Genomic DNA, 13,882 nt, shown 5'->3' on the forward strand with positions numbered 1-13,882 from the left:
CCCGTCACCATGGAGCCATGACCGTTCCCCAGGACGCCGCGCCCGGCGTCGCACCGCCGCCCGCACCGAGACCGCAACTGCAGCGCAGCTCGCGGCAGAAAGTGGTGGCCGGGGTGTGCGGCGGACTCGGCCGGTACTGCGACGTGGACCCGGTGATCTTCCGGATCGTGATCGGTGTGCTGTCGGTGACCGGTGGCGTCGGCCTGATCTTCTACGGCTTCGCCTGGCTGCTGCTCCCGCTGGAGGGCGAGGAGGAGAACGAGGCGCGCAGGCTGCTGTCCGGCCGGGTCGAGGGGGCGTCGCTGGTCGCGGTGCTGTTCGCGCTGATCGGCTGCGGGCTCTTCCTGTCCATGCTGGGCAACGGGGGCACGCTGGCGTTCTCCGCGATGCTGACGCTCGCCGTCGTCGGCTTCAGCGTGTGGACGCAAGCCCGCAGGACCGCCGCGCCCGAGGACCCGCTGCACCCGACGGCCGCGCAGGCGGTGGCGGACGCCCCGCCGGAGGTGAAAGCACCGCCGTCGCCGGGCAGCCCGTCGTGGTGGCGGGATCCGATCATCAAGGACGGCACGTCCGGGCCGGTGGGACCGGGGTATCTGTGGGGCCCGGCGGATGCGGTGGCCGACAGTCCGCCGGTACGTCCCCGCAGGGCGGCGGAAACCCCGTACCGCGCGCCCGAGCCGGTCCGGACCAACCGGGGGCCACGCTCGATCGGCGGCCTGGTCTTCCTGTTCGCACTGATCGCGGGCGGTCTGGGCACGGGCCTGAGCTGGCACACGCATCCGTTCGGCACGAGCCTGCAGTTCGGCCTGGCCGCAGCGCTCGCCGTGTTCGGTGCGGGGATGGTGGTCAGCACCTTCCTCGGCAGGACCGGGTTCGGCACCGTCCTGCTGGCAATGATCACGGCGGCGCTGCTGGCGGGCGCGGCCGCGCTGCCGAAGGACATCAGCACCCATTGGGTACGGGAGGAATGGCGCCCGGCGTCGGTCGCCGCGGTCCAGCCGCGGTACGAGCTCGGCAGCGGTGTCGGCACGCTCGACCTGTCGAAGGTGCCGGTCCCGAAGGGGGACACGGTCCGGACGCAACTGGGGGTCGGCGCGGGCCGGGCGGTCGTCGTCGTACCGAAGGCGGTGACGCTCCGGGTGCGGGCGGACGCCGGGGTCGGCGACATCCGGCTGCCGGGCGATCCGCCGGGCGATGTGGACATCAGCCCGTCGCCGAAGGAACACCGCATGATCGCCCCGCCCGCGGGCGTCACCCCGGCGGGCACGGTCGAGCTGGACCTGGAAGTCGGTATCGGACAGGTGGAGGTCATTCGTGCTGCGTCATGAGATCCGGCCGGGCCGGGCGGTCGCGGGCATCGCGATGCTCGCCCTCGCCGCCGGTTACGCTGCGGACGCGGCGGGCACCTGGGACGCCCCCTGGGTCTTCTTCTTCCCGGTGTTCTTCGGCGGCCTCTGGCTCGCCGCGACCACGACGTGGATCGGCTACCGTATCCGTCGCCGTCGCGACGCGAGGAAGGCGTCCACGGAGAACGACGCGGCGCCGCCGAGCACCAGCGGCAGCCAGGCCATGAGGTAGGCCAGGTCGTTGCCGAAGTAGTACGGCTTGACCTGCCAGCTCACGGTCAGCCACAGGCTCAGCGAGATCAGCGCCCCGCCGAGTGCGGCAAGCCGGGCCCACAGCCCGATCAGGGTGCCGATGCCGACGGCGAGTTCACCGAAGGCGATGGCGTGTCCGAAGGCTCCCGGGCTCTTCAGCGCGAGGTCGACGAGGGCCGGGATCGCGGCCGAGTCGCGTACCGCGTGCATCGTCTCGCCGATGGAGCCGGGGCCGGTGGCGCGGAAGAAGGCACTGTCCGTCAGTTTGTCGAGCCCGGCATAGAGAAAGGTGACACCGAGAAAGATCCGGAGCGGCAGCAGGGCATGCTCCCGCGCCAGCTCCCGGATGCTTCTCACTTCGCCCAGACCTCGCGCATTCGTGCCATACGCACGCATAAGGACCCCATCCTTCCGTCGACCCGTCACCAGACCATACGTACGCGGCGAACGGGCTGCTCACCTGCCCTGCGGTTCGACCCGGTTCGATCGGACCCGAGTGGCGGCAGGGGGAAAGACGGTCGATCGGATCTCAGTCCGTGACGTCGATCTCGACCCGGTTCGTCTCCACCCCGGCGGCTGTCACGACCTGGACGTCAACCCGCCCGGGTTCCACCTCCACCGGGACCGGCACGGTGAGCACGGTGTCGGTCGGGTTGGCGAAGCCTCCCGTGACCGGGATCAGCGGGACATGGACATGGACCCGGCCGATCCGGACCACCATGCGGGCCAGCCGGTCCGGGGCCCCGGCGCCGGGCGGCACGAAGCCCGCGCCGCGGATCTCGATGTCGTCGCCGGTACGGATCGGCGCGTCCAGGTCACCGGCCTCCCGGGCCCGTACGACGGACAGCACGACGGGGCGCCCGCCCTCCGCGTACTTCCCCGCGAAGTACGTCGCCGCGGAGACCGCCACCAGCAGCGCCAGCCCCCACGGCAGATCGGGGAGCTGCTCGGGCCGGCGGGCCAGCCGGACCGCGGCGAAGAGGACGGCTACGGCGCTCACCAGCACGTACTGCACATCCGTGAAACTGCCGCGCCCGGAGTCGTCGGTGAGCAGATCGGCGGCGCGCGGCCGGTCCGCCCGCAGCTTCTGCAGGCGCTGCGCGAGGACGCGTACGGTCACCACCCGGCGTACGAGCACGGCGACGGCGCACACCAGCGCCAGCACGGTCAGCACCCCGACGCCACGCGCCAGCTCCAGACCGTCGATCAGCGCGTCGCGCTCCGCGTGGCCGGAGGCACCTGCCAGCTGCAGTGCGAGAACGAGTACGGAGAAGACGGTGAACAGCACCCAGGTGACGGCGACGGCGCGGGAGGTGGAGAGCCGGTTGTCCTCGCCGACCAGCGGGGCGAGGACGCCGCCGCGGGCCCGGTGGAAGCGGGCGGCGCCGGTCAGCAGTGCCGCGGTGACGAGCCCGGCGAGCAGACCGGCGGTGCGGGCGGTCGACCAGCCCGCGCCGATCGCGGTGACCGCCTCGCCGATGACGAGCACGGCGACGCTCCCCCAGACGACGGCCAGGGTGCGCTGCCAGACCCGGTGGAGCCAGGCGTCGCCCGCCTCCCGGCTGCGTTCGGCGACCGTGCGGGCCGACTCGGTCAGCTCGTCGGAGACCCACTGACGGGTCGCGGACGCGGACTGGGCGACGCCGGTCGGCAGTCCCTGGCCCGCGGCGAGTCCGTCCCGTTTGGCCAGGAAGGCGGCCACCGCGCGCCGGTGTCCCTCGCGCGCCCCGTGCGGGCAGTCGCCGCACGTACAGCCACCGCCGTGCGCGCCTTGTCGTGCCTCGTCCAACGCCACGGAGAACGCCGCCCTTTCCCGCCCCAGTACTGCCAACTGACCACCGATTGCTGCGAATTGTGCCGTACGGGACGGGCAGGTACCGCATCGGGGCGGTCCGCACGCGCAGATCGTCAGAACGTTCGAGCAATCCGCTTCCACAGCGGCTGGTAATTGATCCAGGCCACCAGGTCACTGCCGAGCTGTTCGCGGGTGGCGACGGCGTCCCGGTGCTCGATCAGCACCGGCTTCCCGGCCGCCCGCGCGGTCAGCTGCACCTGGCAGGAGCGCTCCATGGTCAGGAACCACCAGGCGGCCGCGTCCACCGAGTCACCGACGGTCAGCAGTCCATGGTTACGCAGAATGATCGCCTTGCGGGTGCCGAGCGCGGCCGCGATCCGGCGCCCCTCGTCCTCGTCGACCACGACCCCCGTGTAGGCCTGGTAGACCGCGTGATCCTCGTAGAACGCGCAGGATTCCTGGGTGATCGGCTCGATGAACTCACCGAGCGTGGACAGTGCCCGGCCGTGCAGGGAGTGGGTGTGCGCGACGGCGACGACGTCCGGGCGCGCCCGGTGCACCTGGGCGTGGACGGCGAACGCCGCCTGATTGACGTGGTGACGCCCCTCGACGACCTGCCCGTCGCCGTTGACCAGGATCAGGTCCTCCGGGCTCATCCCGTCGAAGGGGGCGCCGAACGGGTTGACCCAGAAGCAGTCGGCGAACTCCGGGTCCCGTGCGGTGAGGTGACCGGAGACCCCGTCCTCGTACCCGTACTCACCGAACAGCCGCAACGCCCCGGCCAGCCGCTCCTTGCGGTGCGCGCGTTCCTCGCCGACCGACTCGTGGACGGGCGGCATCGCGAACTGCAGCTGTTCGACAGGGATCGGCGTGGGCTCGGGCATGGCGACTCCTCGGGGCTCCCAGGGCATTCGGACGGAAGCTACCGCCGGTCACCGCAGGTGGCCAGAGCGATCACGTATCGATTCGCCGGTGCGGTGGCCCCGGACACGGCGATGCCGCCGCCCGGATGAAACGAGCGACGGCATCGGCGTTGGCCCTGCGGTGGGGTCACTCCCACTCGATGGTGCCCGGCGGCTTGCTCGTCACGTCGAGGACGACGCGGTTGACGTCGGCGACCTCGTTGGTGATGCGGGTGGAGATCTTCGCCAGGACCTCGTACGGCAGGCGCGACCAGTCGGCCGTCATCGCGTCCTCGGAGGAGACGGGGCGCAGCACGATCGGGTGACCGTAGGTGCGGCCGTCGCCCTGGACGCCGACCGAGCGGACGTCGGCCAGGAGGACCACCGGGCACTGCCAGATGTCGCGGTCGAGTCCGGCCGCGGTCAGCTCCTCGCGGGCGATGGCGTCGGCCTCGCGCAGCAGGTCGAGCCGGTCCTTGGTGACCTCGCCGACGATCCGGATACCGAGACCGGGGCCGGGGAACGGCTGGCGCTGGACGATCTCCTCCGGCAGGCCGAGCTCCTGGCCGACCATCCGGACCTCGTCCTTGAACAGCTGGCGCAGCGGCTCGACGAGCTGGAACTCGATGTCCTCGGGGAGGCCGCCCACGTTGTGGTGGGACTTGATGTTGGCGGTGCCGGTGCCGCCGCCGGACTCCACGACGTCCGGGTAGAGCGTGCCCTGCACGAGGAACGCGACGTCCTCGCCGGCCGCGCCCGCCTCGGCGACAAGCTCGGCCTGGGCCTGCTCGAAGACGCGGATGAACTCGCGGCCGATGATCTTCCGCTTCTGCTCGGGGTCGGAGACCCCGGCCAGCGCCTTCAGGAACCGCTCCTCCGCGTCGACGACCTTCAGCTGGACGCCGGTGGAGGCCACGAAGTCCTTCTCGACCTGCTCGCTCTCGCCCTTGCGCATCAGACCGTGGTCCACGTACACGCAGGTCAGCTGGGAGCCGATGGCCTTCTGGACGAGGGCCGCGGCGACCGCGGAGTCCACGCCGCCGGAGAGGCCGCAGATGGCGCGCTTGGTGCCGACCTGCTCACGGATCAGCGCGATCTGCTCCTCGACCACATTGGTCGTGGTCCAGGTCGGCTCGATGCCCGCGCCGCGGTAGAGGAAGTGCTCCAGGACCTGCTGGCCGTGCGTGGAGTGCAGGACCTCGGGGTGGTACTGGACGCCGTAGAGCTTCTTCTCGTCGTTCTCGAAGGCGGCGACCGGTACGACGTCCGTGGACGCGGTGACGGTGAAGCCCTCGGGGGCGGCGGAGCAGGCGTCGCCGTGCGACATCCAGACGGACTGCTCGGCGGGCGTGCCCTCGAAGAGCGTGGAGCCGGTCTTGGAGACGGTCAGCGGGGTGCGACCGTACTCGCGGGCGCCGTTGTCGTCGACGGTGCCGCCGAGCGTGGTGGCCATCAGCTGGAAGCCGTAGCACATACCGAAGACCGGGACCCCTGCCTCGAACAGCGAACGGTCGAGGCTGGGCGCGCCCTCCGCGTACACCGAGGAGGGGCCGCCGGACAGGATGATCGCCCGGGGGTTCTTGGCCAGCATCTCGGCCACCGGCATCGTGGACGGGACGATCTCGCTGTAGACCCGGGCCTCACGGACGCGTCGGGCGATGAGTTGGGCGTACTGCGCGCCGAAGTCGACAACAAGGACCACGTCGGGTGTGGTGTCGGGGGCGGCGGGGGGTGCTGCTGGCACGGGGGCGGCCTTCCGGCGGTGAGAGGGGGGGTCGGTTCTCCGATTCTACCGGGGTTGCGAGGGAGACCCACTTCTGCGTCTTCCGGGGTACGGGCGAAGACCCTCCGGGCGTCGGCCGGAACGGGTGCGCGGCCGTGGCGCCGGCGGCGTCTCAGCATCCGGGCCCCACGTTGGCCCACCGCCCGGCACGGGTCCATACTGACGTCATGCATCAGCACACGACCTTCGTCTTTACCTATGGCATCCGGCCCGCCGGCTGCCATGGTCGTGCTGCTTGAGCAACTGACAAGCAACGTTCCAGGCGCCCCGGGCCGACAGGCCCGGGGCGTTCTGCGTTCGGGGCCCGACCGCTCCGGGGACCACATCCCCCCAGGAGTCACACCATGAACAACAGCACCGCCGCCGCCGCGAAGACCCTCATCGAGAGGACCGGTGCGAACACCGATGAGGCCGCCGAGCTGATCGGTGACGCCCGCGAGCGCATCGACGCCCTCGACGACCGGATCATCGGGCTCGTCCAGGAACGGATGGCCGTCTCGGCAGTCATCCAGGAGGCGCGGATCACCTCCGGCGGCCGCCGGGTCAACCTCTCCCGCGAGATGGAGATCCTCGGCCAGTACCGGAAGGCGCTCGGCAAGCCCGGTACCTCGCTCGCCATGACGCTGCTGGAGCTGTGCCGCGGCCGCGTGTGACTTCCGCAGGACGGCCGCGCGCAACCACCCGCAGGCCGGGCGCGCGGCGGCCGACGGGGGCTCCGGTGGCGTATCTGAGTTCGGACCGACTCTCACCCGTACGGCGCGTGACCGGGACCTCGGTGGCTTCGTTGGTCCCGGTGTCCGTGCCAGCCAGGGGCGGCTCAGGAAGAAACCACGCGTGGCTCCGCTGGAGCGTGTGGCGTACTGCAGGTACGCCGTGGGACCGCGCCCCAGCGTGCGTGACCGGTCGGCAGGGGACAGCAGCCCGGTCACCCCAAGAGCGGTCGGCTCCGGGGACGCCCGGAGCCGACCGTATCCGGTCGAAACGGTTGTGCGGGACGCAGCCGATCCAGCACGATGCAAGGGGCAAGTCCCCCATATCGCACCACTCACGACGTGGGTCGACACCTCGTACGCGCCCCCCGCGCGCCGGGGGCGCCGACCCGAGGCGCCACCTTCCCGCGGCGCCACCCCCCGGCGCCGCCTCTCGGCACCGGCGCTGCCCTGACGTCGGTGCTGATCGCCAAGGGCCCCGTGGACCGGTTCACACCGGACCGCGGGGCCCTTGGTCATGGAGCGGCGGCGGATTTCCGCAGGCCGCGGAGGCACAGCAGAACATTTGTGACACGTGTCACATAAGGATTCTGTGAACACCGAGGCAACCATTGCGGCGGGTGGCTGGTCATGCATGCAGAACAAAGGCCCCGCCCGTGACCCCACCGCGGAAGGCCCGCCACACCCCCGTACCGCGGCCACAGCGGTACACCGGACTTCTGAGGTCTTCATGAAGCTTCGCCGCGCCATGGCGGTGGCCGCCGCCACCGCAGTCATAGCACCCGCAGCCATCCTGGCCGCCCCGGTCGCGTTCGCCGACGAGACCGTCACCACCGTCGAGTCGACGAGCCCGGAGCCGACCGAGAGCACCGAGACCACGCCCAGCGGTACGCCGTCCGACGAGGTCACCACCACAGCTCCCGCCGAGAACACCTCCTCGCCCGCCGAGGAGACCGGCAAACCCGCGGAGAAGACGGACGAGCCCGCCGCCGAGACGTCCGGCAAGCCCTTCGCGGACGCCGGCGCCACCCCGTCCGGTACGCCCTCCGGCACGCCGTCCGAGTCCGAGGACCCGCAGGAGCCGACCGAGTGCGAGAAGTCCGACCTGGACATCTCGATCAACGGCCTGCCCGGCAAGATCGCCCGTGGCAGCGGCTGGCACAAGTTCAAGATGAACGTCTACAACTCGTCGAAGACGACCGTGCGCGAGATCGACTACTTCGCGGGCGCCTCCTCCGACAAGGACGGCAACGACCTGTTCAAGTCGAAGCAGGTCAGCCTCCAGGCCCTCGCCCCGGACACCAACACGTGGGAGGACCTCAGCGAGGACGGCCGCGCGGTCGGTTACGTCGGTCAGTCCGACGAGATCCAGGCGGGCTACGAGGTCGACATCCCGCTCCGCATCAACGTGAAGTCGACCGCCCCGGTCGGCGCCGGCTTCACCCTCGGCGCCGGACTGTACGTCGGCGACAAGGACTGCATGGGCGTCAGCGACGTCGCGTACAAGTTCCAGATCGTGAAGTCCGGCGGCAGCGGTTCGACGCCGCAGACCGGCGGCACCGCTCCGGTTCCGGCCGAGAAGCCGTCCTCCAACAACACCACGGGCCACGTCTCCGGCACGCTCGCCGAGACCGGTTCGTCCTCCGCAGTGCCGATGTTCGCCCTCGCGGGCGGCGCGGCCGTAGTGCTCGGCGCCGGTGCGATGTTCGTCGTGCGACGCCGCAGGAACGGTGACGCCGCCGCATAACGGGCGACGACACCGGTAGGCGTGAGGGGCTGCACTCGGAGGGGGGTGCAGCCCCTTTCCGCTGTCCTGATCCGGCCCGGTCCGACAGAGAGGCCCTACCGCTTCTTCTTCGGCGGGACCGTCGGCAGACCCAGGAACGGCAGCTTCAGCGCGCCGAACGCCTCCTTCGGCACCGCCGGTGCCTTCGGCTCGACCGCGGCCAACCGCTCGTACGCCTCGCCCTGCGCCGGGCGCGGGTCCGCCTCGCCCTTGTTGGGCCAGAACGACATGGCCCGCTCCGCCTGAGCGGTGATGGTCAGCGACGGGTTGACGCCGAGGTTCGCGGAGACCGCCGAGCCGTCCACGACCGAGATGCCCGGGTGCCCGTACAGCCGGTGGTACGGGTCGATGACCCCGTCCTCCGCGCTCGCACCGATCGGGCAGCCACCGAGGAAGTGCGCGGTGAGTGGGGTGCCCATCAGTTCGCCGACGTTCGACCCGGCGAAGCCGTTGATCTCGTCGGCGAGCAACGAGGCGCTGCGCGTCGCCTCCTCGATCTGGGTGGGGTTGGGCGCCCCGTGCCCCTGCCGGGCGGTGAGCAGGCCCTTTCCGATACCGCTGGGCTTGCGGTATGTCGTCAGGGAGTTGTCCAGCGACTGCATGACGAGACCGATGATGGTCCGCTCCGACCAGCGACGGTTGGAGAGCGACCGGACGGCGAGGGTCGGATGCTTGGCCATGTTCCCGAGCCAGCCCAGCACCCGGCGGCTGCCGTACGGGACCTGGAGGATCGACAGGGAGCCCATGGCGTTGGAACCCTTGCCGTAGCGGACCGGCTCGATGTGGGTGTTCTCGTCGGGGTGGATCGAGGACGTGATGGCGACGCCCTGGGTGAAGTCGGCCTTCGCGGTGCCGTGCTTCCTGCGGTAGCGGCGGTCGCTGGTCTGGGAGCCGACGAGCGCCTCGGAGTTGGTGCGGGTCAGCTCGCCGAGCCTGGCGGAGAGCCGGGGCAGCAGCCCCTTGTCCTTCATGGTGTGGAGCAGGGTCTGGGTGCCGTACGTGCCCGCCGCGACGACCACCTTGCGGGCGCGCAGCAGTGTCGGCCTGCCCTTCTTCCGGCGGTCCGTCGGGACGGTCGTGACGTGGTACCCGCCCTCCGGGTCGTCCGTGATCGCGACGACGGAGGTCATCGGGTGGATGACGGCTCCGGCCTTCTCGGCGAGGTGGAGGTAGTTCTCGTTGAGGGTGTTCTTCGCGCCGTGGCGGCAGCCTGTCATGCATTCGCCGCACTCGGTGCAGGCCTTGCGGGCGGGGCCCGCGCCGCCGAAGTACGGGTCGGCGACCGTTCCGCCGGGCTTCGCCTTCGCCGCGCCGTCGGCGTCCTTGCCGTCGCCGAAGAAGACACCGACCGGGGCGAGATGAAAGGTGTCGCCGACGCCCATGGCCTGCGCGGCCGCCTTCAGATGGACGTCGGACGGGGTCATCGTGGGGTTGAGCCGCACCCCGAGCATCCGCGTGGCCTGGTCGTAGTACGGCGCCAGCTCGTCCTGCCAGTCGGTGATGGAAGCCCACTGTCGGTCCTCGAAGAACGGGGCCGGCGGGACGTACAGCGTGTTGGCGTAGTTGAGGGAGCCACCGCCGACGCCCGCCCCGGCGAGCACCATCACCTTGCCGAGCAGATGCACGCGCTGGATGCCGAAGAGCCCGAGGGCGGGGGCCCACAGGTAGTTCTTGATGTCCCAGGAGTTCTTGGGGAGGGTGCCGGGGGTGAAGCGGCGGCCCGCCTCCAGGACCCCGACCCGGTACCCCTTCTCGCTCAGCCGCAGGGCGGACACCGCGCCGCCGAAGCCCGAGCCGACGACGAGGACGTCGTAGTCGTACGCCGCGTCGTCGCTCTCATCGGCCGGTCCGGCCTGATTCTGGGCAGGGCTGTCCTGGGACATGGCTCTCCTCGGTGCGAAAAGGACAGAACGTGCTGCGGTGTTACGGGGTCAGCGCAGGCGGAACGCCTTCATCGCCTTCAGGCTGCGGCTCATGAACGCCGCGTACTTCTCGTCGTCCATCCCGAAGGACGGGGCGAGCGGGATCAGCCTCTGCTGGGCGACGGTCTGGGCCTCGGTGTACTTGAGGATGCCCTCGGAGCCGTGCCGCCGGCCGAGACCGGAGTCCTTCATGCCGCCCATCGGGGACTGCACGCTGCCGTACGCGGGGGCGTACCCCTCGTTGATGTTGACCGTGCCGGTCCGCAGCCGGGCGGCGACCTGGTGGCCGCGCCTGGAGTCCTTGGTCCAGACGCTGGAGTTCAGGCCGTACGGGGTGGCGTTGGCGAGGGCGATGACCTCGTCCTCGTCGGAGAAGCGGTAGAGGGAGACGACCGGGCCGAAGGTCTCCTGGGAGCAGACGGCCATCGGTGCCTCGACGCCGTCGAGGATGGTCGGCTCGTAGAACAGCGGGCCGATGTCGGGGCGGGCGACGCCGCCCGCGACGAGTGTGGCGCCCTTCTCGACGGCCTCCGCGACATGCTGCGTGACGGTCTCCAGCTGGCGTTCACCGACGAGCGAGCCCATGTCGGCGCCGTACGCGAGGGAGCTGCCGAGCCGCATGGCCTTGGTACGGGCCGCGAACCGCGCCACGAAATCGTCGGCGACCGACTCGTGCACGTACAGCCGCTCGATGGAGATGCAGAGCTGTCCGGCGGAGGAGAAGCAGGCGCGGACGGCGCCCGCGGCGGCCTTCTCCACGTCGGCGTCCTTCAGGACCAGCATGGCGTTCTTGCCGCCGAGCTCCAGCGAGACGCCGACCAGGCGGGCGGCGGCTCCCTGGGCGACCTCGCGGCCGGTACGGGTGGAGCCGGTGAACGAGACGTAGTCGGCGTGCTTGACGACCTCGGGACCGACGACCGGTCCGTCACCGAGGACGACCTGGAACACCTCGGCGGGCAGCCCGGCCTCGATCAGCAGGTCACGGGCCCAGAGCGCGGTGAGCGCGGTCTCCGTGTCGGGCTTCATCACGAGGGCGTTGCCGGAGACGAACGCGGGCAGCGCGTCGCCGACGGACAGCTCGAACGGGTAGTTCCACGGCGCGATCTGGCCGACGACGCCGCGCGGCTGGCGCAGTTCGGTGACCTTGGTCAGCGTCGGTACGACGCCGGTGTGCCGCTTCGGCTTCAGATACGAGGACGCCTTGCGCCCGTAGTGCCGGGCGGCGACGGCGACCGCCTGTATCTCCTCGTGGGCGTGCAGGCGGGCCTTGCCGGTCTCCAGCTGGATGAGGTCGAGGACCTCGGCCTGGCGCTGGAGTACGAGGTCGTGGAAGCGGAGCAGGACGGCGGCCCTGGCCCGGACGGGGGTGGCGGCCCAGGCGGGCTGGGCGGCGCGGGCCCGCGCGAAGGCTTCGGCGACGTCCTCGGGGGTGGACTCCGGCAGGTCGGCGAGCTTCTCCCCGGTGAAGGGGGTGTGGTTCGCGGTACGGCCGGAGCCGACGACGCCACGGGTCAACTGGGCGACCACCTCGGGCGTCACCACATCGGCGGCTGTGCGCGCGCCCGCGGGAGCGGCGGCCACAGGGTTCGAACCAAGGTGGGCCACAGAGGCCTGCGAGTCCGTCATGGGGCGAGAGTATGTCCAGCCGCACACTTTGGGTACCCGCCGGTAACAGCTTTTCACAGTCCCCACAAATCGAGCCAGCGATCACTGGCTGCATATTTGCTGATCAGGGGCTATCTACCGAGCCGGACGGGCCGGCCGGCCGTTCGCCAAACAACCGCGCGGCAGCGGAACGCAGTCCTCAGCGGGCCGCGGTGAAGGCGTCCAGTGCCGCGTCGAACTGCTCCTGCGCCGCGTCGAGCCGGCCGACCGGCGCCGACACCCAGACGTCGTACATCAGACCGTCCTCCTCCCAGCACAGGTCGTACGTGTGCCGGGCACCCTCCGCCTTCGAGAAGCCGTTCCAGGTGAACTCCCAGATGGCGCCGGGATGCCCCTGGTGGTTGACCGGGGTGACCTTGCCGTCGCGGTAGCCGGGGTTGGTGTCGGGGCCGCCGGCGTCAGCGATCCGCATCGCGCCCAGCGGTCCGCTGGACACCGGGGTCTGGGCCCGGATGCCCACCCGGAACGCCTGGTCCGCCGACATGTAGAAGACCCGCTTGTCGTCCGTGGAGCGGGTGAAACCGTTCGGCACGGCCAGCGAGAAGCCTGCCGGGTCGTGGACGCGGTGGTAGCCCTCGGGGAGCGGGGCGGACGGGCCGGTGCGGGTGCCGGGGCTGTTCGGCGAGGCGGCTGCGCCGGGCGCGGGCGCAGCGGCCGTCCCGGATGCCCCTGGTGGCCGAGGGGCGGGTGTGGTGGACGCGGTGCGGCGTGGGGCTGCGTCCGTACGGCTCCGGTCGGTGCCGTCGCCGCCGGACAGCAGCTGAGCGGCCACCAGCGAGGACGCGAGCGCCACGACCACGGCGGCGACGGTCAGCCCGACGCGCGCCCGGCGCGGGCTGCGTGGCCGGGTCGGATGCGCAGGTGTGGGCCGGGGCGTGGGTGCGGGCGCCGGCCGGCCGATCGGGGAAACCGGCGGCGGAGCCCCGACGGGCCGTGCGTCCTGTGGAACGCCTCCGCTCCCGGCATACGCACGCAGCAGCTCCTCCGCCTGCGCCGCCCCCAGCCGCAGCTCCGGATCCCGGTTCAGCAGCCCCCGTACCACCGGCAGCAGCGGCGCTACGGCCTCCGGTGGCCGGATCTCGTCGGCCACCACCGCATGCAGCACACCGCCCAGCGAATCTCGGTGGAACAGCGACCGGCCGCTGAGCACCGTGCAGAGCAGGGCATCCAGCGACCAGAGATCGGACGCGGGTCCGGCCGGTTCGCCCGCCATCCGCTCCGGCGCCGTGTATTCGGGCGAGCCGACGAAGGCACCGGTCCCCGTGATCGTCGTCGCGCCGGAGAGCCGGGCGATCCCGAAATCGGTGAGGACGACCCGGCCGGTCCCGTTCTCGATCAGGACGTTGGCCGGCTTGAGGTCCCGGTGCAGCACGCCGAGCGCGTGGGCGGCGCGCAGTGCGCCCAGCAGCGCCATCCCGATCCTGGCCGCTTCCGCGGCGTCGACGGGCCCCCGGTCCGCGAGCTGCTCGGCGAGCGAGATGCCGTCGACCAGCTCCATGACGATGTACGGCCGCCCCTCGTCCTCGACGACGTCGTGGACGACGATCACATGCGGATGTCTGATCCGGGCGCCCGCCCGGGCCTCGCGCAGCGCCGAGGCGGTTGCGCTCTCGCCGAGATGCAGTTCCTTGACGGCCACGGATCGCCCGAGGAGGCCGTCGTCCGCCCGCCACACGGTGCCCATGCCGCCCTGCCCGAGCCGTTCCCGCAACCGGTAGCGT

11 protein-coding genes are annotated in these 13,882 nt (G+C 71.3%); 4 read left to right on the forward strand and 7 right to left on the reverse strand.

The genetic code is table 11. The annotated features are described in order from the left end of the window. Nucleotides 1-17: 17 nt before the first annotated feature. Nucleotides 18-1,328, forward strand: coding sequence for a PspC domain-containing protein (locus OG972_RS16895; RefSeq protein ID WP_266982449.1), 1,311 nt, complete (start codon nt 18-20; stop codon nt 1,326-1,328). Next, the gene (locus OG972_RS16900) at nt 1,315-1,578 is read left to right on the forward strand and encodes a hypothetical protein (RefSeq protein WP_266982451.1); all 264 of its coding nucleotides are present in this window, start codon (nt 1,315-1,317) and stop codon (nt 1,576-1,578) included. The genes OG972_RS16895 and OG972_RS16900 overlap by 14 nt, the downstream gene beginning before the upstream one ends. On the opposite strand, the gene OG972_RS16905 is transcribed toward OG972_RS16900, so the two are convergent. The 4 genes from OG972_RS16905 to guaA all read right to left on the reverse strand — a co-directional run bounded on the left by OG972_RS16905 (nt 1,485) and on the right by guaA (nt 6,039). Beyond that, complete coding sequence (locus OG972_RS16905; RefSeq protein WP_266982453.1) at nt 1,485-1,994, reverse strand: DoxX family protein; 510 nt, start codon at nt 1,992-1,994, stop codon at nt 1,485-1,487. The two genes, OG972_RS16900 and OG972_RS16905, sit on opposite strands and share 94 nt — an antisense overlap. A gap of 133 nt (nt 1,995-2,127) precedes the next feature. Continuing rightward, nucleotides 2,128-3,393: a hypothetical protein gene (locus OG972_RS16910; RefSeq protein ID WP_266982455.1), complete on the reverse strand. Its 1,266-nt coding sequence runs from the start codon at nt 3,391-3,393 to the stop codon at nt 2,128-2,130. A 113-nt stretch (nt 3,394-3,506) separates the two neighbouring features. Next, nucleotides 3,507-4,277, reverse strand: coding sequence for a class II aldolase/adducin family protein (locus OG972_RS16915; RefSeq protein WP_266982457.1), 771 nt, complete (start codon nt 4,275-4,277; stop codon nt 3,507-3,509). A gap of 166 nt (nt 4,278-4,443) precedes the next feature. Further along, nucleotides 4,444-6,039, reverse strand: coding sequence for a glutamine-hydrolyzing GMP synthase (gene guaA, locus OG972_RS16920; protein ID WP_266982459.1), 1,596 nt, complete (start codon nt 6,037-6,039; stop codon nt 4,444-4,446). Nucleotides 6,040-6,422: 383 nt separating this feature from the next. Here guaA and OG972_RS16925 point away from each other — a divergent pair, with 383 nt between their 5' ends. Together OG972_RS16925 and OG972_RS16930 are read left to right on the forward strand one after the other, a co-directional pair. Then, nucleotides 6,423-6,731, forward strand: coding sequence for a chorismate mutase (locus tag OG972_RS16925; RefSeq protein WP_266982461.1), 309 nt, complete (start codon nt 6,423-6,425; stop codon nt 6,729-6,731). Nucleotides 6,732-7,518: 787 nt separating this feature from the next. Next, nucleotides 7,519-8,535: an LAETG motif-containing sortase-dependent surface protein gene (locus OG972_RS16930; protein ID WP_266982463.1), complete on the forward strand. Its 1,017-nt coding sequence runs from the start codon at nt 7,519-7,521 to the stop codon at nt 8,533-8,535. A gap of 95 nt (nt 8,536-8,630) precedes the next feature. Here the strand turns inward: OG972_RS16930 and OG972_RS16935 are convergent, their stop codons facing one another. The 3 genes from OG972_RS16935 to OG972_RS16945 all read right to left on the reverse strand — a co-directional run bounded on the left by OG972_RS16935 (nt 8,631) and on the right by OG972_RS16945 (nt 13,845). After that, nucleotides 8,631-10,457 carry a GMC oxidoreductase gene (locus OG972_RS16935; protein ID WP_266982465.1) on the reverse strand — a complete coding sequence of 609 codons (1,827 nt, stop codon included), beginning with the start codon at nt 10,455-10,457 and terminating at the stop codon, nt 8,631-8,633. 48 nt (nt 10,458-10,505) lie between these two features. Then, complete coding sequence (locus tag OG972_RS16940) at nt 10,506-12,122, reverse strand: succinic semialdehyde dehydrogenase (RefSeq protein WP_266982467.1); 1,617 nt, start codon at nt 12,120-12,122, stop codon at nt 10,506-10,508. A gap of 178 nt (nt 12,123-12,300) precedes the next feature. Beyond that, entirely contained in the window at nt 12,301-13,845 is a 1,545-nt protein-coding gene (locus tag OG972_RS16945; protein WP_266990538.1) for a serine/threonine-protein kinase, read from the reverse strand. Nucleotides 13,846-13,882: the final 37 nt, after the last annotated feature.

It is taken from the genome of Streptomyces sp. NBC_01669 (assembly GCF_026339735.1).
GTDB lineage: Bacteria > Actinomycetota > Actinomycetes > Streptomycetales > Streptomycetaceae > Streptomyces > Streptomyces yanii.

Bases quoted from the DNA above. Each gene is read 5' to 3' on its own strand.
- OG972_RS16895 (WP_266982449.1), top strand. From the start codon at position 18: ATGACCGTTCCCCAGGACGCCGCGCCCGGCGTCGCACCGCCGCCCGCA.
- OG972_RS16905 (WP_266982453.1), bottom strand. From the start codon at position 1,994: ATGCGTGCGTATGGCACGAATGCGCGAGGTCTGGGCGAAGTGAGAAGC.
- OG972_RS16915 (WP_266982457.1), bottom strand. From the start codon at position 4,277: ATGCCCGAGCCCACGCCGATCCCTGTCGAACAGCTGCAGTTCGCGATG.
- OG972_RS16925 (WP_266982461.1), top strand. From the start codon at position 6,423: ATGAACAACAGCACCGCCGCCGCCGCGAAGACCCTCATCGAGAGGACC.
- OG972_RS16930 (WP_266982463.1), top strand. From the start codon at position 7,519: ATGAAGCTTCGCCGCGCCATGGCGGTGGCCGCCGCCACCGCAGTCATA.
- OG972_RS16935 (WP_266982465.1), bottom strand. From the start codon at position 10,457: ATGTCCCAGGACAGCCCTGCCCAGAATCAGGCCGGACCGGCCGATGAG.
- OG972_RS16940 (WP_266982467.1), bottom strand. From the start codon at position 12,122: ATGACGGACTCGCAGGCCTCTGTGGCCCACCTTGGTTCGAACCCTGTG.
- OG972_RS16945 (WP_266990538.1), bottom strand. From the start codon at position 13,845: ATGGGCACCGTGTGGCGGGCGGACGACGGCCTCCTCGGGCGATCCGTG.